At 70.1% G+C, this 20576-nt stretch carries 21 protein-coding genes and 1 pseudogene; 19 read left to right on the top strand and 3 right to left on the bottom strand.

Annotation, left to right across the window (positions count from 1 at the left end; translation table 11 throughout):
• Positions 1 to 84 precede the first annotated feature (84 nt).
• Positions 85 to 342, top strand: coding sequence for a hypothetical protein (locus AC13HU_RS00955; RefSeq protein ID WP_483039736.1), 258 nt, complete (start codon positions 85 to 87; stop codon positions 340 to 342).
• Between the two features lie 90 nt (positions 343 to 432).
• Entirely contained in the window at positions 433 to 924 is a 492-nt protein-coding gene (locus AC13HU_RS00950) for a GNAT family N-acetyltransferase (protein WP_483039735.1), read from the top strand.
• 134 nt (positions 925 to 1058) lie between these two features.
• On the opposite strand, the gene AC13HU_RS00945 is transcribed toward AC13HU_RS00950, so the two are convergent.
• Entirely contained in the window at positions 1059 to 2387 is a 1329-nt protein-coding gene (locus AC13HU_RS00945) for a helix-turn-helix domain-containing protein (protein ID WP_483039734.1), read from the bottom strand.
• A gap of 500 nt (positions 2388 to 2887) precedes the next feature.
• Here AC13HU_RS00945 and AC13HU_RS00940 point away from each other — a divergent pair, with 500 nt between their 5' ends.
• The 13 genes from AC13HU_RS00940 to AC13HU_RS00880 all read left to right on the top strand — a co-directional run bounded on the left by AC13HU_RS00940 (position 2888) and on the right by AC13HU_RS00880 (position 15657).
• The gene (locus tag AC13HU_RS00940; protein WP_483039733.1) at positions 2888 to 3460 is read left to right on the top strand and encodes a sugar phosphate isomerase/epimerase family protein; all 573 of its coding nucleotides are present in this window, start codon (positions 2888 to 2890) and stop codon (positions 3458 to 3460) included.
• 63 nt (positions 3461 to 3523) lie between these two features.
• A complete protein-coding gene (locus tag AC13HU_RS00935; protein WP_483039732.1) occupies positions 3524 to 3724 on the top strand; it encodes a hypothetical protein in 201 nt (66 codons plus the stop codon).
• Positions 3721 to 4656: a Gfo/Idh/MocA family oxidoreductase gene (locus AC13HU_RS00930; protein WP_483039731.1), complete on the top strand. Its 936-nt coding sequence runs from the start codon at positions 3721 to 3723 to the stop codon at positions 4654 to 4656. The genes AC13HU_RS00935 and AC13HU_RS00930 overlap by 4 nt, the downstream gene beginning before the upstream one ends.
• Positions 4607 to 5833, top strand: a complete 1227-nt coding sequence (locus AC13HU_RS00925) for a methionine adenosyltransferase (RefSeq protein WP_483039730.1) — start codon at positions 4607 to 4609, stop codon at positions 5831 to 5833. Before AC13HU_RS00930 ends, AC13HU_RS00925 begins: the two co-directional genes overlap by 50 nt.
• Positions 5830 to 6717 carry a hypothetical protein gene (locus AC13HU_RS00920; RefSeq protein WP_483039729.1) on the top strand — a complete coding sequence of 296 codons (888 nt, stop codon included), beginning with the start codon at positions 5830 to 5832 and terminating at the stop codon, positions 6715 to 6717. The genes AC13HU_RS00925 and AC13HU_RS00920 overlap by 4 nt, the downstream gene beginning before the upstream one ends.
• Complete coding sequence (locus AC13HU_RS00915; protein WP_483039728.1) at positions 6714 to 7769, top strand: hypothetical protein; 1056 nt, start codon at positions 6714 to 6716, stop codon at positions 7767 to 7769. Before AC13HU_RS00920 ends, AC13HU_RS00915 begins: the two co-directional genes overlap by 4 nt.
• Entirely contained in the window at positions 7766 to 8506 is a 741-nt protein-coding gene (locus tag AC13HU_RS00910) for a coenzyme F420-0:L-glutamate ligase (RefSeq protein WP_483039727.1), read from the top strand. The genes AC13HU_RS00915 and AC13HU_RS00910 overlap by 4 nt, the downstream gene beginning before the upstream one ends.
• Complete coding sequence (locus AC13HU_RS00905; RefSeq protein WP_483039726.1) at positions 8503 to 9324, top strand: shikimate dehydrogenase; 822 nt, start codon at positions 8503 to 8505, stop codon at positions 9322 to 9324. Before AC13HU_RS00910 ends, AC13HU_RS00905 begins: the two co-directional genes overlap by 4 nt.
• Positions 9325 to 9403: 79 nt before the next feature.
• The gene (locus AC13HU_RS00900) at positions 9404 to 9736 is read left to right on the top strand and encodes a hypothetical protein (RefSeq protein ID WP_483039725.1); all 333 of its coding nucleotides are present in this window, start codon (positions 9404 to 9406) and stop codon (positions 9734 to 9736) included.
• A gap of 90 nt (positions 9737 to 9826) precedes the next feature.
• On the top strand, positions 9827 to 11296 hold the full coding sequence (locus AC13HU_RS00895) for a site-specific integrase (RefSeq protein ID WP_483039724.1): 1470 nt from the start codon (positions 9827 to 9829) through the stop codon (positions 11294 to 11296).
• Positions 11296 to 13020: a hypothetical protein gene (locus AC13HU_RS00890; RefSeq protein WP_483039723.1), complete on the top strand. Its 1725-nt coding sequence runs from the start codon at positions 11296 to 11298 to the stop codon at positions 13018 to 13020. The genes AC13HU_RS00895 and AC13HU_RS00890 overlap by 1 nt, the downstream gene beginning before the upstream one ends.
• Complete coding sequence (locus tag AC13HU_RS00885; RefSeq protein WP_483039722.1) at positions 13017 to 15191, top strand: hypothetical protein; 2175 nt, start codon at positions 13017 to 13019, stop codon at positions 15189 to 15191. Before AC13HU_RS00890 ends, AC13HU_RS00885 begins: the two co-directional genes overlap by 4 nt.
• A 1-nt stretch (position 15192) precedes the next feature.
• Entirely contained in the window at positions 15193 to 15657 is a 465-nt protein-coding gene (locus AC13HU_RS00880; protein WP_483039721.1) for a hypothetical protein, read from the top strand.
• A 56-nt stretch (positions 15658 to 15713) separates the two neighbouring features.
• Here the strand turns inward: AC13HU_RS00880 and AC13HU_RS00875 are convergent, their stop codons facing one another.
• A complete protein-coding gene (locus tag AC13HU_RS00875; RefSeq protein ID WP_483039752.1) occupies positions 15714 to 16733 on the bottom strand; it encodes an XRE family transcriptional regulator in 1020 nt (339 codons plus the stop codon).
• A 138-nt stretch (positions 16734 to 16871) separates the two neighbouring features.
• Positions 16872 to 17084: pseudogene (locus AC13HU_RS00870) on the bottom strand (helix-turn-helix domain-containing protein); the annotation flags it as partial.
• A gap of 204 nt (positions 17085 to 17288) precedes the next feature.
• Here AC13HU_RS00870 and AC13HU_RS00865 point away from each other — a divergent pair.
• The 4 genes from AC13HU_RS00865 to AC13HU_RS00850 all read left to right on the top strand — a co-directional run bounded on the left by AC13HU_RS00865 (position 17289) and on the right by AC13HU_RS00850 (position 20493).
• Positions 17289 to 18290, top strand: coding sequence for a Gfo/Idh/MocA family protein (locus tag AC13HU_RS00865; protein ID WP_483039720.1), 1002 nt, complete (start codon positions 17289 to 17291; stop codon positions 18288 to 18290).
• On the top strand, positions 18287 to 19546 hold the full coding sequence (locus AC13HU_RS00860) for a DegT/DnrJ/EryC1/StrS family aminotransferase (RefSeq protein ID WP_483039719.1): 1260 nt from the start codon (positions 18287 to 18289) through the stop codon (positions 19544 to 19546). Before AC13HU_RS00865 ends, AC13HU_RS00860 begins: the two co-directional genes overlap by 4 nt.
• The gene (locus AC13HU_RS00855) at positions 19543 to 20004 is read left to right on the top strand and encodes an NUDIX hydrolase (protein ID WP_483039718.1); all 462 of its coding nucleotides are present in this window, start codon (positions 19543 to 19545) and stop codon (positions 20002 to 20004) included. The genes AC13HU_RS00860 and AC13HU_RS00855 overlap by 4 nt, the downstream gene beginning before the upstream one ends.
• Positions 20005 to 20340: 336 nt before the next feature.
• Positions 20341 to 20493, top strand: coding sequence for a hypothetical protein (locus AC13HU_RS00850; RefSeq protein ID WP_483039717.1), 153 nt, complete (start codon positions 20341 to 20343; stop codon positions 20491 to 20493).
• Positions 20494 to 20576 lie beyond the last annotated feature (83 nt).

Here is a 20576-nt window from a genome sequence, read left to right as displayed (position 1 = left end):
CGGGCACGGAGCGGTCCACCCAGTCCTGGTCAATCCGCAGGAACCGCCTCCGGCAGGAGGCCGCCAACGCTAAGGTTTCGGCCCATGCGCGCCTTCAACTTCAAGGCGGGAACGGCGTCATGGGACTCCGGGACCCTCCTGCACTGGTACGCCGAGGTCGACTGGAACGACCCGCGCCACGCCGCTCTGGCGAACCTGGTTGCGAACTCGAACCAGACCCTGCTGGACGCGGGATTCCCGATTTCGCCGGTCGAGCCGGCCTGGCTCCACATCACGGTCGTTATCAATAGGTGCCGCGAAGAATCCCAGGTGAGACGGCTCACATCGTCTCTGGCATGTTAGGGACAGAGATTAGGGACAGAGATGTCGAGTGGTGAGGCGCCGGGAGCTGACAGGCCAGAGGCCGTCGGTTCGGCGCGGATAACGGCGGACGTGTCCGAGGAGGAGAAGCCGGTGACACCGCCCGTGCCCGAGTACCTCTCGCCTCTGCGGTGGCGGTGGATTCTGTTCGTCACGCGGCGCCAAGATGTGCGGTTCCTCTACTGGGCGCCCCGGCATCCGGCCGGGCACCGCCGCATCCGGATGTTCGACCAAGACGGATACGACATCGGAACACTGGTCTGGAAGGTCTGCGACGCCTGCCGCATCGGGAGCATCAATAAGATCTCCATCACCATCGAGCACCAGCGCCAGGGCCTCGGCCGCCGCCTCATCCGCCGAGCACTCGCCGACGGCCCCGGCTACACCTGGCAGACCACTGGCCAGTCCCCGGAGGCGAAGCACTTCTTCCCTGTGCTGGAGAAGGAGATGGGCACCGCGTTCCTCCAGTACGGCGGGGTGTGCGAGCATCTCGCTTCGCCGCCCGGCTACCTGCCGCCTCCGACGGACCGCCGTCCCCGGCCGGTACTTGAGCGCGGCATCTGACACCACCGCTTTGTGGCTGCGCTCCGATGTCCGCGGTGGGGGCGACGGGGGTAGTGCCGCTGTCCGTCGGTGTGCAGGGCCTGGCGGACCTGGCCCGGCTTGGCAGTGAATCGCCGCCGCCCGCGCGGTGTTCGTCAGGCGGCGACTGCGCCGGTGCGCACCGCGAACGCCCGCAGGCCGGGCAGGCTTCCCGGGGTGTAGAGGAGATCAGCGGTGAGCGTGCGGATTGCGGGGCGTTGGACCTCTTCGGGCGCGGCGTGCTCGATGGCTCGCAGCGCGCTGAAGGTGCGGCGTCCGTCACCGAGTTGGTGCCACATGCGGGCCGTGTCGGTGAGGTAGCGTGCGACCCTTTCGGTGTTGGCCAACTGTGTGGGGTCGACACGGCGGACGTACGGAACGGCGTCGTCGGGGGTGCCGAGGACTGTGAGGCTGCTGATCCGGTACATCGAGACCTCGGCGGGACTCGCCGAGATCGTGAAGAGACCTGCGGGCTTTGCGCTCTGATCGACGGGGATGCGGCCGGCTGTTTCCTCCGCCTCCTGGAGCAGGTCGAGCGCGGTATTGCGGCGGCCCCCGGACGCGGCCGTGTAGGCGGCGGTCATGAGCAGGCATACGCGGGCGGCAAGGGTGTCAGCCTGTGGGCCGCCCTTCTCCGCGACCAGCGAGGTCGCGGTACGGGCCAGGAAGTCCACGGCGGCCGAGTTGCGGCCAGCACGGCGCATGGTGATGGCCAGCACCCGGGCGGCGTCGCTGATGGGCCGTGGATCGCCGCTGGCCCGTGCGGCGATGAGTGCACGGTCCGCGGTGGCCCACGCAGCCTCGGAGTGCTGCTTGACGGCGAGTTCGGTGGCCAGGACGTAGGCGCGGGCAACGGCGGCCTGGGCCCGCTCGCGCGTGCGGCCGGTGGCGGCGTCCCGGGTCGCCTCCGCCGTGGCGATCAGCGCGGGAAGGGCACTGCCGAGGGCGGCGTAGCGGGCGCCCGAGAACAGCCCGCGGGCTGTCGCGAGCCCGTCGGCGAGATCGTTCAGGCTCGTCGGTCTTCCGGTCACCGGCTCGAACAGGGCCCGTTCCATGGCGGCGGCCGGGTTGTGGGCGGCCGGTTCTGCCGCAGCAGCATCGGAGCCGGTCCCGGCGATCAGACTGGCGCCGAGTCCCAGCGCTCCAGTCATCAGTTCCCGACGTCGCACATCGTCCTCCAGCTCGGCTTTGGTCACCTTAGCGGCCGTCAGCTGCGGGACGGGCGCTTTGCGGCGAGCCGGGTGATCAGCGCTGCCTGTCTCGTCGGCAAGGCCCAGCAGGGAGAGCGGGATGGCGAGGCCCTCGGCGATCCGCGTCAGGACATCGACGCTCTGGACCTGGCGTATGCCCCGCTCGATCGCGCTGACGTCGGACTGGGCGAGCCCGGCGAGGGAGCCCACGGTGGTCTGACTGGCGCCCGTGTACTGCCGGAAGTGTTTGATCACGGCGGCAAGATCGCGTGCTTCGAGGGCGCGTCGTGCCTTCTCGTGGTCCCACAGATCAACGGGAACGACTAACGGGGAATGGCTGCGCACGGTGATCTCCCCCTCCGGGGCAGCGGCGTGACCTTGCCTCAGAGTAGAGGCACCGTGACCCCCTGTCAGGGCTTTGGTCGGGACGCCAGAGGGCCGTCCTATAGGGCCGTCGAATGGGTTTCCCCCTCGTTTCTTCCCAGGCTGTGAGTGCACAGAGAACCTCCCGCGCAGCGGCCGGTAGCGGTCCGGTTCCCGCACCTCTGCGCTGGGCTCATCCCCTGGTCGAAGGAGTGTTCCGATATGCCGCAGCCGCCTTCTCCGCCCCCGCCCCCGCCCCCGCCGGGTCCGATCCCGACTCCGCCTCCGCCGGGTGGCGGTTCGTAAGTGCCCGGCACCAGGCCGTGCGTCCCGTCTCCGGCGGGGCGCATGGCCGCTGTCTCTCAGGCGCTGGCATCGACAAGGAGAACCTCGTGCAGGGAATCATCGCGCTCAACCCCGACGAGCTGGGGCAGGACCCCGCTGTCGGCATGGATTTGGCCCTCGCGCTGGGCGTGGGCCACCTGGAGATCCGTACGGCCTACGGCTCGAATGCCTTGATACTGGACGACGCGCAGCTTCGCGAGGTCCGGCGGCTGGCCGACGAACGGGGTCTGCGCGTGGCGGCGCTGGCGTCCCCGCTGTGGAAGTGGTGCCGCCCCGAGGCCGTTCCCGGCAAGGTCGACAGCTTCGGTTTCCCCACGCAGGTGCCGGCCGAGGACCGGGAACGCTGGGTGGACCGCGCGCTCGCCGTCGCCGACATCCTGGGCACCGACCGGGTCCGCGTCTTCTCCCACTTGTCCGTGGTCGAGCAGACGGAGACGTTCCTGGGCGACCCTCTGCTGACGTACGCCCTCAAGGCCGCGGAGCGGGCCGGGGTGCGGCTGCTGCTGGAGAACGAGCCGGTGTGCACGGTCGCCGAGCCGACACCGCTCCTGGACGTGCTCCGCGAGCACGGCGGCCTGGGGCTGTGGCTCGACATGGGGAACCTGTACGAGGTCGGCTAGGGCACGGCGGAAGCCGTCGAGGCTCTCGCCCCGTACGTCGAGTACGTCCACATCAAGGACTACGTGCCGCGCGGCGACGGCATGAAGCAGTTCGTGGCGGCGGGTGCCGGCGATGTGCCGTATGCGGACCTGCTTCCCGTCCTGCACCGGGTGCGGCCGGTGCTGCCGTACGCGCTGGAGACGCACGTGCGCGAGAGTCCGGGCGATGCGCTGACGCGTGGCGCGGCGTTTCTGCGCGGTGCTGTCCCGGGGGGCCTGGCGTGAGGCGGGTCTTGCTCATCGGCTCGGGGGAGGTCGGAGCCAAGCACGCTGAGGCCGTGACCGGCACCGACGGAATGGGCCTGGTGGGTGTCGCCGACCCTTCGCCGGTCGTTGCCCCGCCTGCTGGGGTGCCGCTGCTCGCCCGGTGGGAGACGGGGCTGGAGACCCTCGCGCCGGACGTCGTCGTGGTGGCGACGCCGCCCGGCACTGCCCTGGTGGCCGCCCGCGCCGCCGCGCGGGGTGGCGCGGCCGTCCTGGTGGAGAAGCCCGTCACGCTCGATCCCGCCGAGCTGACTCCGGCACCGGAGGACCGGCGCATCTTCGTCGCCTTCCAGCCGCATTTCGCCCCCGGACTCGCCGGGCTGCTCGCCCAGGCACCGACGGTCCGCCGCGCCGCGGTGACGCTGGTGTGCCGCCGGGACCGCGCCTACTACCGGAGTTGGCGCACCCGGTACGCCACCGCCGGGGGCGTCCTGCACCAGCAGGCTATTCACGGCCTGGCCCTCGCCCTGCGCCTCTTGCCGCCCGGCCCCATCGCCTCCTGTACCGCTGAGGTGCACCGGATGCGGCGGTGGGCGGAATCGGAGGACCGCATCACCGCGACGGTGGCGTTCGCGGACGGCGCGCTCCTGACGGTGGACGCCCGGGTCGACAGCGTCGACCAACCGCGGCGCCACGAGGTCACGTTGCACCTGGACGACGGACAGCACGTGCATGTGCGCGGCCGGAACCTCGAAGCCGGCCTCGGCGATCCGCTGTCCGCGCCCTGCGACCTGGAGCTGCGCCAGGCCATGTACCGGGCCCTGCCCGCCGGTGACGCCGGTCCGCGCCACCCGTCCTTGTTCCCGCTTCCCCAGCTCTGCCGCACCCTGGAGGTCATCGACCATGCCTACCGCACGGCACGCAACGTTTCTGAGGCCGGTACTGCCGCATGACCTCGGTGTCGAGGTCGTCGAGCGCAAGGGCGTCGGGCACCCGGACACCCTCTCCGACTCCATCGCCGAGCTGGCCTCGATCCGCTACAGCGAATACTGTCTGCGCGAGTTCGGCGCCGGCCTGCACCACAACCTCGACAAGGTCGCCGTCCTCGGGGGCCGCGCCCGCTTCGGGGACACCGACGGCACGTACGACCGGCCCGTGCGCGTGATCTTCGGCGGCCGGATCTCGACATCCTTCGCCGGCCGCGCGATCCCCGTGCGGGAGATCCTCGAAGCCGCTGCCGCCGAGCAACTGCGCACCGCCCTGCCGGGGTTCGAGCACATCACGTGGCAGGCCCAGCACGAGACGACCGACTCCTCCAAGTTCGAGCGCTGGTTCGCCCCCCGCGGTCTGGAGGACTTGCCGGAGCGCCCCACCGCATTTTCGAACGACACCGCGTTCCTCGTCGGCACCGCGCCGCGCACCACGGCCGAGACCGTCGCGCTGCTCACCGAAGCCTGGTTCCGCCGCCAGCCGTGGGCGGGCAGCGACATCAAGGCCCTGGTCATCCGCGACGAGCACGCGCTGAACGTCACCGTGTGTGTCCCGGCCGTGGCCGGACACCTGGCCAGCAGCGCGGAGTTCGAGGACGCCGTCAGCGCCGCCGCTCAGGAACTCACCACCCAGCTCCTGGGACGCCTGCCCGGCCCGGTCACGGTCGTGTGCAATACGCGCAACAGCCGCACGGGCCCCCTGTCAGGCCAGTACTTCACCGTCTCCGGATCGGCGATCGACTACGGAGAAGACGGTCTGGTCGGCCGGGGCAACGCCCGTTCCGGGCTGATCACCCCCGGCCAGCAGGCCGGCAACGAAGCGCTGTTCGGGAAGAATCCCGCCTACCACGTGGGCAAGGTCGGCGGGTGGCTCGTCGACGAGGCGAGCCGCACGCTCGCCGAGAAGACCGGTGGGCCGTGCCGCATCGCGGTGATGTGGCGCAACGGGAGCGCCTATCCGGAGCCCGCCTCGCTCGACATCGCCGCCACACACCCCGACCCGGCGAACGCCGAGCTGGTGCGCGAGGTGCTGCGCCGTACGGACTGGGTGCCCGATCTCGTGGACAACCAGCGCTACCTGCCCCGCGTTCTGCCGGTGCCCGAGCTGCTGGCCGAACTCGACCCGCCCACGCTGTCGTGAACCCGGCCGCCGTGGCGACCGGCCACCTCACTGCTGCCCTGGAGCTTCCTCCGGGGCTGGACACGGGTCCGGCCACCGCGGCGGCCAACCGGCTGCCCGGCGGCTGGCACCTGTCCGCCACGGGCCCCGAGGGCCGGGACTGCCCGGTCGTGACGGTGGCCTACGCTGACGCGGAGCCCACCGTCACCGTGGACGGGCGGACGGTTCGCATGGGCCTTCCCCGCGGTGCCGCCTGGTCTTCGACGCTCGCCTACACGACGTACACCGCGCTGGAGCGGGCCCGCCAGGAGCGGCAGATGCTCACAGTCCACGCCAACGCCGCCGTCACGCCGAGCGGACGCGGCGTCCTGCTGTTGGGCAACAAGGGCGCGGGCAAGACCAGCGTGACCCTTGCCCTCGGCGAATGCGGCTGGACCCACGCAGGCGACGATCTCACCGTCCTTGCCGAGCACGACGCGGAGCTGCTGATCCTTCCGGGCAAGGCGACGGCCGCCGTCCGCCCGCAGGACCCGGAGCTGTGGCAGGCCCCGAAGCCCGTCATCGACCTCGCCCCGTTCCTCCGCGTCCCCGTCCCCTTGGCCGGGGTCATCCGCCTCACCGTCCACCCGGCGGTTCCCCGCCCGGTGCTGGTGCCGGCCACACCGTTCTCCGCGAACGAGCAGCTCCGTCTCCACGAGGGTCTCGCCCGGTACATCAGCGGACTCCCCACCCCGCTGACCGGCCCCACCGGTGCGCCGTACGGACCGGTATGGCCGTTGGACACCCTTCCGCTCGCCCGCTGGCGGACCCACCTGATCACACGGCTCGAACAGTACCCGTACAGCTACCTGTACGCGCCCGACCCGCAGACCGCCGCCGACCTCATCACCGGGGAGTACCTGTGACGCCGGAGCCCGCCGCCGCGATCCTGCCCAGCCGCGACGAACCCGCCACCATTGCAGCCGTCACCGCGGCCGTCGACACCGCGCTGAACGACCCGCGCGCGGTCATCATCCACGCGGACTCCTCCGACCGCCCCACGACCAGCGACCACTTCGCCGCCACTCCCACCCGCGCCCGCAAGATCAGCCTCACCGGCCTTTCCCGGGGCAAGGGCGCGCAGATCCTTCAGGCGCTCGCACACCTGCCGGACACGGGCGGCCCCGTCCTGATCGCTGACACGGACACCCGCAACCCCGACCCCGACGTGTACCGCGAACTCCTCGTACACGGACAACACGGGTTCGCCATCGCCGACTACCCGCGCTACTGGGACGAGGGCAACCTGACCTCACACCTGGCTCGCCCGCTGATCGCAGCCACCACCGGCCACGACGTCCCCCAGCCGCTCGCCGGCGACCTCGCACTCTCCGTCCGGGCCATTCGCGCCGTACGGGCCGCCGTCAACACGGTGGACGCCCAACTCCGTCCGGCTGTCAACGGATACGGCATTGACGCGTTCCTCCTGCTGACGGCCGCCCCCGCCGGCCGCCTCAGCTCCGTCACCGTGCAGGCTCCGAAGACGCACGCCGCGTCGTTTCCACACCTGCGACAGATCTACGACCAGGCCGTGCCGGTCCTTCTGGCTCTCACCGCCGACTGGCCCCACCGGCTCGTACGGGGAGCGAGTGCTCCGCCCTACCGTCCCGCACACCGCATCCTGGAACCCGGCCGTCGCGCCGCCATGCTGGCCACGCTCCATGCATTCGCACCCCCGGACCCCCGATACGATGCCTGTCCGTGGCCGGTGGCTGTAGCCGATGCCTGGCACTCCGTCAGGAACGGTGTCGCCCCTCACGAGGCAGCCCACGGTCTGTGGCCGCACTACGTCCACCACGTCCGCACCTGGCTCACCGCCGCGACACCGCCGAACGACAGGGCGGCGCAGCTCGCCGCCGCCCACACCCGGCTGTTCGGTGTCCTGACCGCCCACTCCACCCGGAGCCGCATCTCATGAGCACCACCACCGGCGCCTTCCGCGCGTTCGCCCTGGAGCCTTTCCCCACCATTACCCCCGGCGATGATCTTTCTGGCGTGATCACGGATGTCCTGTCCGCTCAGGCCACGGATTTGCAGGACGGCGATGTGATCGTTGTCGCCTCGAAGGTCGTCTCGATCGCCGAGGGGCGGTTCGTCGATCTCCCGGGTGTGACGCCCAGCCCGGCTGCCCTCGACCTGTCCGCGCGCACCGGCAAACCGGCCGAGATCGTGGAACTGATCCTCGGAGAATCCAGCGACCACTTCGTGGCCGGCGAGCGCGGGCCGATCATCGCCCGGCACCACCTCGGATACCAGCTGACGTCGGCCGGTATCGACCGCGCCGGGCCCGACGGCGCGTGGCTGCTGCCCAAGGACCCAGACGCATCCGCCCGCGCGCTGCGCGACGCAATCACCGCGTTCAGCGGCGCCACCGTCGCCGTGGTGATCGCCGACTCCGACGGACGTGCAGACCGGCGGGGCGCCACCGTCATCAGCATCGGGGCCGCGGGCATCGCACCGCTGCGTGTCACCGAGCACGCCGAGCCCGGCGGGAAGACGAAGCGGCAGGAGGAGACCCTCACTGACCTGGTGGCTGCGGCAGCCGGCCTGATCCTCGGACAGCGCGGACGTGGCGCGCCCGTCGCCGTGCTGCGGGGCATCGCCTACGAGGTCAGCGACGAGGGAGTGGCCGCGATGCTCCACCACGCGCCGTGACACGGCTCGCCCTGCTCGGGTCCCCCGTCGACGGCGCGCTGTCGCCTGTTCTGCACCGGGCGGCCTACGCGGCGATGGGCTTGCCCTGGACGTACCACGCGATCGAATGCCAACCACAGGATCTGCCGCACTTCCTGGACACCCTCGACGGCAGCTGGCGCGGCTTCTCGCTGACCATGCCGCTCAAGCAGACCGTTGTCCCGCTCCTGGACGAAGTGTCGGAGACGGTCACGCGGATCGGCGCGGCGAACACCATCGTCGTGACACCCAGCGGCCGACTCCTCGGGGAGAACACCGACCTCTACGGCATGATGCAGGCCCTGCGCGAGGCAGACGTGACCACTGCCACTACCGTCACCCTGCTCGGTGCGGGGGCGACGGCCTGCACAGCGCTCGCCGCCGGACGCGAACTGGGCTGCGATCAGGCAGTCGTGATCGCCCGCGACACAGGCAGGGCCGGTTCCTTGCTCGGACCGGCGGCCGAACGAATCGGCATCGAGATCAGCATCAAGCCGTGGACAGCCGCCGACCATCACCTGGCCGTCGGCCTCGTCGTATCCGCTGTTCCACCCCATGCTGCGGACGTCCTCGCCCCGTTGTGGACACGAGGCGCCGGCACCCTCATGGATGTCGTCTACCGACCCTGGCCCAGCCGTTTCGCGCGCGCCGCCCAAGAAGCCGGGCGGCGCGTAGTGGGAGGGCTGCCGATGCTCGTACACCAAGCCGCACGACAAGTCGTCCTCCAGACGGGACGCTCCCCAGCGCCGGTCACCGAGATGCTGCTGGCTGGTCAACGCGAGACCCACTGGTTCGAGTGACGCTGACCAAGCCATCCCCGGAGGCCGAACTCCCGGATACACCGGCCAACGTCGCCTTCAGCCGCTACCGTGGCGCGTCATGAAGCCCTTCGTCTTCAAGCACGCCGACGCCCGCTGGCCGGAGGGCGCCACCCTCTTACACGTATATCTGACCGTATCTGACCAGGATCGCGCCCTCCTTGACCTCATCACCAGCGCGAACGAGGCCCTGAAGGACTTCCCACTCATCCCGGTACCTCGTCAGTGGCTGCATGTCACGCTCGACCAGATCACTGACCGCCATGCTGCTCTCATCCCCCAGCATGAACGCGACGAGCTGGTCGGCGAACTCACCAAGCAGCTTGCAGACTTCCCGCCCTTCGAGGTTCAGGTCGGGTCAATTCTGACATATCACTCGGAAGTCGCTGCTTAGTCGTCGTGTCGCACTCCCCTCCTGACCCGCTCGGAGTGATCCAAGGAGGCTGTTGCAGAAGGTCGTGTCGGATATCTAAGGTCCGACGCCATGCACTTGATCAACTACTCGCGGGTGGGCTGGGAGTCCTGGGACGTCGAGCGGCAGCCCCTCATCCCCGAGCGGATGCCGATCCTCCTCGACGACGACCTCCGCTTCGAAGACGCGCCCGGTGCCCTTCGCCCCGCTACGGTGGGAAACCGCTGGCTGCGTGAGCTCCCTCTCAACGGGGCGCCGGCGGCACGGACATGGCGCAACAACGCGAGCTCGCTGTGCGAGTGGATGACCTTCCTGCAGGACCGAGGGGTCCATCCGCTGGGCGACCGTCAGGAGTTGCGGGCGGCGCTCAGCATGTACGCCGAGTTCCGCTTCGCCGGACCGCTGGAGAAGCGGTGGGACGGCACGACGTGGAACCTGCACATGGGCATCCTGTCCGCGTTCTACCGGTGGGCGCGGGACGAGCACTTCGCCGACGCGGTGCCCTTCACCTACCGGATGGGCAAGCGGATGGCCGACGGCGTCCTGGTCGACGTCGAGCGGAACCTCGCCCGCGTCCGGTCACCCCGGCCGCACACCTCGATCAAGTACATGGAGCAGGACTTCTGCCGGCTGTTCGTCTGCGGCCTCGCGGGTCTCGGGCCGGAGGGCATGCCGGACCGGAGTTATCGCGGCCGGGAGTGCGCGCGGAACTCGGCGATGGGCGACTTCGTGCTGGCCAGCGGACTGCGTCGGCAGGAGTTCACGCACCTGACGATCTACGAGGTGCCGCCGCTGCCGCGCCGCAGGTCCGAAGTGCCGGTCTTGTTCCCGCTGTCCCGGGCGATCACCAAGGGCAAGAAGGCGCGGACGACCTGGGTCACGTACGGCCCGCTGGCCCGGATGCACCAGTACATCGACTTGGACCGGGCGGCGTCGGCCGAGGGGTACCGGTGGCGGCCACCGTGGCGGCTCGGTGAGCCGATCCTCGTGGAGGACCCGGACTGGGAGGGTGCCACCCTCAACGGGCAGCGGCGGCCCTGGCGGAACCTGACTCTCGACGAACGGCTGTGCCTGGTCACGCCGGAGGGGCATTCGCCCCTGGTGGGCCTGCAGTCGTCGGGGAAGCCGTTCACTGACTGGGCGACGGTGTTCCGGCGTACCTCGGTGCGGATCCGTGAGCGGTTCGAACCGCGGTTCCCCACGGTCTCCCCCCACCGGTGCAGGCACAGCTTCGCCATGGCCACTTTGGAGGGCCTGGTCAAGGGCCACTATCAGCGGGCGGCCGAGCTGACGCTGGCGGCCGGTGAGGACGCGGCGCTGGCCCTGTACCTGATGAAGAACGACCAGATGCTCGTCCTGCGCGACCTGCTCGGACATACGAGCGTGCTGTCGACGGAGCTCTACATCGCGCGCCTGGATGTGACCCGGATCTACCGCGACGCCTACCGGGAGTCCGCTGCACGGATGGCCGGCCCCGTCCCGGAGGTCACGGCCGCCGAGGTTGAGGCCGAGTTCACCGACACGGACGAGGAGGACTGCTGATGCCCGCGTTCCTGACCGAGGAGCCGCTGGCCGTTCGGTTCGTACTCCGCAACGGCAAGGAGTGGACGGCACGCCTGGCTGGATTGCCCAACCCCCGTCTGGCTCGCGACTTGGCCGAGGGCCTGGCCGCCTGCGCGCACCCGCACGGCGGGATCGGCGCGAAGAACCCGGCCGAGAGGTACGCGGTCTCGGTGCGGCAGATGGTGAAGAAGCTGTCGGAGACCGGGTTCTCCGGCTCAGCGGCGGAGTTGACCAAGTCGATGCTGCTGCGCTTCTGGCTGGCCGGCACCCACCAGCGCGAGTGCGACACCCGCATCCTGCTCAAGGGCCTTGACGAGCTGACCGGATGCCTGCATCCGGAGGTGCGGGCCATGCTGAAGGGCCGGGCTGTCCAGCCGCATCCCCCCGTGGGGACCTACGTGGCGTACACCGACGGCGAGTGGGAGCGACTGGAGAACGCCTGCCGTTCGGTCATCGACGAGAGCCGTCAACGGCAGCGCGAGCTACTGAACCTCGCGGCGAGCGGTCAGGATCCCCGGGAGAGCCGCCGGCATAGCGAAGCCGACATCGCCTGGCTCATGCTCCGGGACGGTCCCCTGGCCGGGCACGCGTACTGCACTTACGTCCAGGGCTACGTGAGCAAACGCCCGGAAGCCTCCTACGCCGCGGTGCGATCGGTGCGCGAGGGCTTGTTCCCCACGCCGCGTGTCCAGATCGCCTACCGCCTGCTGTTCGGCATCTACAGCGGCGTGGTCCCGGACGGCATCGACGACCTGGAGCTCGGCGACATCGAATGGGCCGGCGACTCCACAATTCTCCTGGGCTACTACAAGGGGCGAACCGGCCCGGAGGGAGCCACTCCGCCCCGACTGGCCGTACGGCTGCTGGAGCAGTGGCTCGCGCACGCCGCCCAGCTACGGACGTTCGCCCCGCCCCAGTTGCGGGAATCGCTGTGGATCGCGGCCGAGCCGCACGGCACCAACGGCGTCCTGGGACACCAGCGGACCAACAAGCCGCAGCGTGACTTCATCCGAGACCTGAAGCTCGCGGACGATGCCGGCGAGCGGCTGCAGGTCCACCGGGGCCGGATACGTGCCACCTACGAGGAGCGACTGGCCCGCCGGGGATGGACCGGACGCACCACCATCGACCCCAACCACACGGGCCGGACCGAAGGCGACCACTATGTCACCCCCACGACGCCGGCCCAGCTGGAAGCCGTGGAGTCCATCATCGAGGACGGGCAGGCGGACATCCTGCGCAAGGCCCTGCCTCCGGTAGTGCTGACCAGCGAGGCCGCCTTGGAGCTGGCCGTCGCCTTCCCCGAGGCGGTACGACGCCTGGAGCTGGACGCCGGGGCGATGGCCGAGCTGGTGGGCGGCGAGCGCGATGTGTTCACCGCGGCCTGCGCTGACCAGCTGGCCGGCGTGCACGGCCCGAAGGGCAAGCCGTGCCCCGCCCGGCCGTGGGTGTGCCTGCTGTGCCCGCTGGCGCTCTTCCTGCCCCGGCACACGACGAACCTGCTGCGGCTGAAGGCGTTCTTCGCCCGGCAGTTCCGGCAGATGCCCGTCGTCCAGTTCGTGCGGGTCTTCGGCCCGTACGCCGAGCGGCTCGACAACGAGATCCTCCCCAAGCTCTCCGCGCAGGTGAAGGCTGACGCCCAGCTCCTGGTCGCGGACGACGACCGTGAACTTCCCCTGCGCCCCGAGGAGTACAGCGCATGACGCCGCGACTGATACCCGCGCCCCGTCCGCGCCGGGCACGATCCGCCTTCGCCGGGGCCGACGTGTGCGAGGTGGCCGGCCTGCGCCTGCCCCCGGGAGCGCGGCGCGTGGCCTTCGAGGACAGCCGGTGGGTGCTGTCCGAACTCATCGACGCCCACCGGATGATCGCCCCCGGCGAGCTCATCTGGGACTTCGACCAGATCCTCAATCCGGCCTGGCGGGTCGTCGCCAAGGAGATCCTCCTGGCCATGCTGGCGCCGCAGCACGAGGCGGTGATCGAGTGCCCGTACGCCAGCCGCACGCTGCGCAGCCCACGGACCTGCTACCGCTACCTGATGCGGCTGACCACCTGGTTCAACTGGCTGACCGCGCACGGAATCCACGAACTGGAGCACCTCGACCAGAACATGTGCGAACGCCACCTGGAGGAACAGTCGTGGTCGCACCCCTCGCTCGGCCTGCCGCGGTGGAAGCTCGACCCGGACTCGGTGGTGGAGGTGCCCCGGTCAATGCAAGCACTCGTGACGTACAAGGAACTGTTGTCGGCCGACGCCTACCGTGACGGCTTCCTCCCGTGGAACGGCCGCAACCCGTGGCAGATCGTCGGGGGGAAGAAGCGAGGCGAGAACGCGACTCAGCCTGTCGGCGACGATCTGTTGCAGCCGCTGCTGGCGACGTGCCTGTACCTGGTCGAGGTGGTCGGCCCGCACCTTGCCGGCGTTGAGGAGGTCCGTCGCCAGGACCGCCTGGACCGGGAGGCCATGCCCGAGGCCCGGTACACCGACCTCCCCGCGCTGCAGGCGCTGTGCGAGGAGTTCCGGCGGCGCGGCGAGCCCCTGCCGATGATCTCGGAGAGAGCGAGTAAGCGATGGGCCCACCATGAGGGCGACCCGCTGCAACGGCTCTCCTGGGCGCACCTGGTCACGAAGGGCGGCTTCGGCGGCATCACGGACCACGCGAAGCCGCTGCTGCGGCCGACGCTGCTCGACGTCGCAGGTGAGGTCGGCCTGTCCGGCACGTGGGCACGCGACGCGGAGACCGTTGCCCGCTACGGCAGCGGTGAATTCATCACCTGGACTTGGCCGTTGGGGTCCGACGAGGCCCGCTTCATGGCGGGCCATGTGCTGACCGCATGTCTGGTCGTCACGGCGGCCCTGTCAGGAATGCGCTCGTCCGAGCTGCTGGAGTTGTCGACGGGATGCCGCAACCCGGCACACGCCACACCCAGCGGCGGTCGCCGGTTCCGGCTGTCCGGCAGGCTCATCAAGGGCCAGAAGTTCGGCGGAGTCCCCGACGAATGGGTCGTCATCGAAGAGGTCGACCGTGCCGCCGCGCTCGCCGAGCGGATCCTCGGCACCCACGAGGGCACCCCGCTCTTCAACAACGTCGGCATCACCCAGCGTGTCAAAGCGCTGAGGGGCTGGCTCAAGAGCAGCGGACTCGGTGCCCACTGGGGCCTTCCCGAAATCCCCGCGGGACCGTGCTCAGCGCGCATGCTGCGACGTACGCTCGCCCTGTCGATCGCGCACCGCCCTGGCGGGCTCCTGGCGGCGAAGGTGGGGCTCAAGCACATCAGCGTCGCCACAACCGAAGGCTACGCCGCCCGACCCGGCGGCTCGCAGCGCCTCTTCCTCGCCGAGGTCGAGGAAGCCGAGGAAGAGCACCAACTCCAACTCACGGTGCAAGCCTTCCGCGATGCGCAAGCCGGACGGATGCCCGCCGGCCCCGGTGCGAGGAGCCTCATCGAGGCATTCACCCTCGTCGACGCCGAGCTCCAAGAAGCGGCCCGTACGGCCCCGAAGGTCCTGGCGGACGACGCCCACCTGGAGAGCCTCCTACGCAAGGTGGCATCGAGCCTGCACATCGGGCCTGCGAACTTCTGCTGGTTCCGCGACCCGTCCAAGGCCCTCTGCCTGAAGCTGGCGGGCACCCCGGAGGCGAAGAAGCCACTGATCGGCATGTGCGACTCTGCGCGCTGCCCGCAGGCCACCCACCACCCCTGTCATCGACCTGTGTGGCTCGGGCAGGTCGCCGCCCTCGACACCTTCATCAACAACCGCCGCGTCGCCAGAGGCGAGAAGAAGCGCCTCGAACCCGAGCGCGACCGCGCCCTACGTGTCGTGGCCGACATCGACACCGCGACCGGTGCGGTCGCTGCGGAAGCGAGCTGACATGGCCAGAATCACCGATGCCGACCGGACACGGAACGAAGCCGCGGTCCGCGCCGCCATGGAACGGCTTCTGCGCGGCGACCTGCCGCCCGGCGGAAAGTGCGACCTCAAGACCCTCGCCACCCTCGCGGGCGTCACCCGCACCAGCTTTTATCCGAAAAAGCACCGTGACGGCACGCCCAGGCACGGGCCCTACCAGCACCTCGCTGAAGAGTTCGAACAGCGGATGCAGGAACTACAAGACGCCGGGGAGATCATCGACCCTCGGGACGCCCAGGTCGACCGGCTGAAGAAGCAGGTCGACGAACTGAAGGAGCGGATCTCTACCCGAGATGAACGGCTGGCCGAACTGACCGAGTTCAGGACCCTGGCGATCTCCCGCCTGGCGGCCCAGCACGACGAGATCGAGCGGCTGCGCGCGCAGGTCGCGGAGAGCGGGACCCTGCGTGCCCTGCCGAAGCGATAGGCGAGCACCGGCAAGTCCCGTCCGACGTCACCGCGACGATCGAGGCTACGGGGCGGCTATGGGAGGGCGCCGGCTCGTGCGGCAAGGGCACGGAGTTCGGGTGTGGCGCGGCCGGACAGCAGCAGCCCGGAGATCAAGGACCTCACCGCGGGGCGGGAGTGCGTCTCCTGGGGTGCCTGGTCCTCGGCGGCCAGCAGCGCACGGACGCATTCGTCCCGGCGCCCGCGCTGTGCCAGGGCAGCGGCGACGTCGGTGTAGTACCGGGCCCGGCGTTCCACGCTGGGCAGGCTCTGCGGCGGCAGTGCACGGGCCGCGGCCAGGGCCGCGACGGGGTCGCCGGTGGAGAACTCGGCCGAGATGCGGTGGAGTTGCACGGTGGCGGGGCTGAAACCGCCGCCGTGGTCACGCAAGGCGGTGGTGCCACCGAGGCCGGCGGCGATGGCAGCGGCCTCGTCCGTCAGCTCCCGCATCCCCGCCTTGTCCCCTTGTCGGGCGGCGCTGTACGCGGCGGACTGGATCAACAGGCCACGTTCAGCGGCACCGCTTCGGGATGCCCGCAGGCCCGGATCGTCGGCGGCGTTGAGTGCGATCGACAGAGCCTGTTCCTCCCAGCCGGCACGGCGGGCCAGCACGGCGAGGTTACGGGCGGCTTCCGCCACGGTGAGAGGGTGTCCGGCGGCTTCGGCCACCTGGCGTGCGCGGTCAGCCGCCATCCAGCCGAGCTGCTGCTCGTCCAGCTTGATGAGCATGCGGGTCGCGAGCAGGTAGCTCTGCCCGAGCAGGTCAAGTCGATCGCCATCGGTGCCGAGGGCGTGTCCGGCCCGGATCAAGCGCGGCAGGCGGAGGGCGAGACCGGCGTAGTGGCAGGTGTGGAAGTCGGCGTGCACGCGGGCGAGTTCGACGGGTAACTGCTCGGGACCTGGCAGCTCGTTGTCCTGACCGATGCCGAGCATCGCATCCCGCAGACGGCCGACGAGGAGCTCTCCCACGGGCGCGTCCTGGCCCGCCACGGATGACGGGAGCGAGACGCCGGCGGTGGCCGCGGCCGAGATGGCCAGGAACTTCCGTCGCCGCACTGGGTCGTCACCGTCCTCCCACTGAGTTCCTCCCACCCTAGGGCCGGGAAGGCGCGGGTAAGGGAGACCTGGGGAGACAGGGTGTCCGTGTCGGAGCTGCGCAGGGGGTGAAGCGACAGCGAGCCCGAACTCCCTGGGCGGGATGTCGAGCGCGGCGGCGAAGCGTCGCAGGACATCGACGTCGGTCAGCGGCGAAAGACCCCGCTCGTACCGGGAGACCTGGGAGGCGGAGTAACCGGTTCGGGCACCGAGATCAGCGAGTGTCCAGCCACGCGCCAGCCGACTGCTGCGGATCAAATCGCCGGGCGTTCCTGGCCGTTCGGATCGAGCATGCGCCGCGCTGACTGGCATCCACGCCCCCGTCGATCGCCGAGGTAGCCCCCGCCCACCGTAGACCGAGCCATCGGGTAGCAACAGCGCTTTTGCACCAGATGCAAACGGCATTGCAGCCCATGGCAGCGCCCCTGCCGCGGCCGGAGCGGGTGCGGTGCTCTGGAGCATGCCACGGTCCGCAGCAGGCGGGCCGACGTGCTTTCACCAAGGGGCGTAAACGCGATGAGCGTACGCAAGAAAGCAGCCGTCATCGGGCTCGGCCATCAGGCCCTGGAGGACCACGTGCCGGGGCTGGCCGACTCCCAGTTCGCCCAACTCGCCGCGGTCTGCGACACCGACCCCGGCAAGGCCGCCGCCGAGGCCCAGCGGCACAACGTGCCTGGCTTCACCGACATCCGCTCCCTGCTCAAGGACGTGCGACCGGACTTCGCCATCGTCGCCGTGCCCCACCACGCCGGCCGTGAGGTCATCGAGACCTGCGCGGCGGCCGGGGTGCATGTGATGAAGGAGAAGCCCTTCGCGACCAGCCCGGCCGAGGCCGCCGAGCTGGTCGCCATGTGCGGCAAGGCCGGCATCGAGCTGATGGTCACTGTCCAGCGCCGCTTCCACCCGGTCTACACCGCCGCGGTGCAAATGCTGGAACAGATCGGACAGCCGTACCTGGTCGAGGGCCGCTACACCTTCCACAGCCCCGACCCCGCAGCCGGCTGGCGTGGCCGGGCCTCCCTGGCCGGCGGTGGAGCCCTGATGGACATGGGCTACCACCTCATCGACCTGCTCATCTGGTACCTCGGCCTGCCCGACCGGATCCTGGCCGACACCTCCACCGCCGCACATCCCGACGCCGACTACGACGCCGAGGACACCGCGCTGGTCCACCTCGCCTACGACTCCGGGCTGTACGGCTCCCTGCTCATCTCCCGCTCCGCCGGACCGAAGACCGAGCAGCTGATGATGACCGGCCCGCGCGGCGCAGTCGTCATCGAACGAGGACGGGTGCGACGCCTCGCCCCGGACGGACAGCTGATCGAGTCCCTGACCCGGGAACCCGCCTGGCCCTCCGCCGCTGCGGCGCAGATCGACTGCTTCTGCCGCGTCCTCGACGGTGAGCGGACCAACCCCTCCGGACCCGCCGTTCACGTGGCGCACGCCGCGTTCCTGGCCGCCGCCTACACCTCCCAGACCTCCCGCAAGCCCGCCGACCCGAAGGAGTACCTGCTGTGACCGCCACGTCGCCCCTCGCCCTCCTCGGCGGCCCGTCCATCATCGAGGTTCCCGGCCCGCACTTCTCCTGGCCCCCGATCGAGAACACCGATGTCGAGGCGGTCACCGGACAGCTGATGTCCGCGGTGTCCATCCCGGACCGCGCCGGCGTCATCGCCGAGCTGGAGGACGCTCTGGCGTCCTTCCTCGGCGTCCGCCATGCCGTCACCACCTGCACGGGAACGGCCGCGCTGCACTCGATGTACGCCGCGGCCGGCGTCGCCCCGGGCGACGAGGTGATCGTGCCGGCGCTGACGTTCCACGCCACGGCAACCCCGCTCTTCCACCTCGGCGCCCGTCCCGTGCTCGCCGACGTCGACGAGCACGGGCAACTCGACCTCGACGATGCCGCTCGCCGCATCACACCGCGGACGAAGGCCGTCATCGCCGTGCACCTGTGGGGCCTGCCCGAGAACATGGACGCCCTGACTGATTTCAGTACCCGGCACGGGCTGATGCTGCTGGAGGACGGCTCCCACGCCCACGGCGCCACCTGGCGCGGCCGGCCGGTCGGTTCTTTCGGCCGCGCCGCGGCCTTCAGCCTGAACGGGCCCAAGCCTCTCTCCGCGGGGGAAGGCGGATTCGTCGCCACTGACGACACCGAGTTGTACTACCGCGTGCTGCTGCACGGCCAGTACAACAAGCGGTGCCGCCGCGAAATCCCCGCCGACCATCCCCTTGCCCCCTACGCGGTCACCGGCATGGGCCTCAAGCTGCGCATCCACCCCCTGGCAGCGGCGCTGGCCAACGCCCAACTTCCCCGCCTGGAGAGCTATCTGGCCGGCCGAGACGCTGTCGCCGCCCGGATGTGCAGCGCTCTTCGCGACGTGCCAGGCATCCACTTGCCACACCCGCAGTCCCATGCCCGACCGGCCTGGTACGCGCTGCCCCTGCGCTACGACCCGGACCAGCTCGCCGGCCTACCCGTCGAACGGTTCATCGAGGCCGTCCACGCTGAGGGCGCCGCCGAGATCGACCTGCCCGGCTCCACCCGCGCTCTCGGCGATCACCCGCTGTTCCACACCCCCGGGGCGCTCCTGCCCGGCTACGCTGACCACAAGGGCCCCGCCGCCAACAGCTTCGCCAACGCCCGACGTGTGCACGCCAGCACGGTGAAGCTCCCGGTGTGGCACCGCGACCAGGACCTCCATCTCGCCGAGGCGTACACCGCGGCCATCATCAAGGTCGCCGACCACCACAAGGAACTCGTGAAGTGAACGCACCCGTCGACGCCGCTCTGCTGGGCGACCTCATCCACGCGGCCGACACCGACCGCATCGCCAAGCGCGTGGTCGGAGCCGTCATCTCCAACGCTGAAGGCAAGGTGCTTCTGCTACATCGCGCCGCCGACGACTACCTCGGCGGTCTGTGGGAGCTCCCTTCTGGCGGCGTCGACGCGGGCGAGAGCCTGACCGAGGCCCTGCACCGGGAAGTCGCCGAGGAGACCGGCCTCGCCGTCACCGCGATCGGGTGCTACCTCGGGCACTTCGACTACCTCTCCAAGAGCGGCAAGAAGACCCGCCAGTTCAACTTCACCGTCACCACCACCCACGAGAGTGACACGGTCAACCTCACCGAACACGATGCACACCTGTGGGCCGACCGTACGGAGCAGGAGCAGGTCTCCAGCTCCGTACGGTCCGTCCTGGCCACCTGGCGCAAGGAAGCCAGGTGATGGACCCCACAACCCGCACGAGTGCTCGCCGATCGACCGGAACTCGGCCTTGCCCGCCTCGCCACGCACCCGACGAGGCGTCGGCCCTTGGATCACTACGGCCGGTTCGGGCCCGCGTCACCGGACCGGGCAGCGGCATCGACCCCGAGCTGATGGAACGGCTCACCCAGCAGGTTCTTGAAGACGTCGAGGACGAAGCGCGAGTGCCGCCACGCCCCGGGCGAGGGATGCCGAGCCCGACGAGTGACCGTACCGGGCGAGGGTGACCTGAGCCGGTCTGGCCAACTTCCCTGTTCTCACGCGGTGCTGCTCCACGCGTCTGTACGTTTGATGACCATGAAGCCGTTCGTCTTCCAGCACGGTCAGGGCCCGTGGCCTCAAGGGCTCACCCTGCTGCACGCTTACGCCGTCGCCGATCTCAGCCGCAACCCGGAACTCGCCGAGCTCATCGCCTGTAGGTTCGCACTTCGCGTGTCCCTTTCTCATTGACGATGGCCCCTGTCCGGCCCAAGGGACAACACGGTGAGACGTACTCCTGTCTGATCCTTCACTCGTCGTAGTGCTGTTCCCGG

The sequence above is a fragment of the Streptomyces sp. NH27 genome (assembly GCF_056859195.1).
The sequence above is the reverse complement of the archived record's forward strand: the minus strand, read 5'-3'. Positions and strand labels throughout refer to the sequence as shown.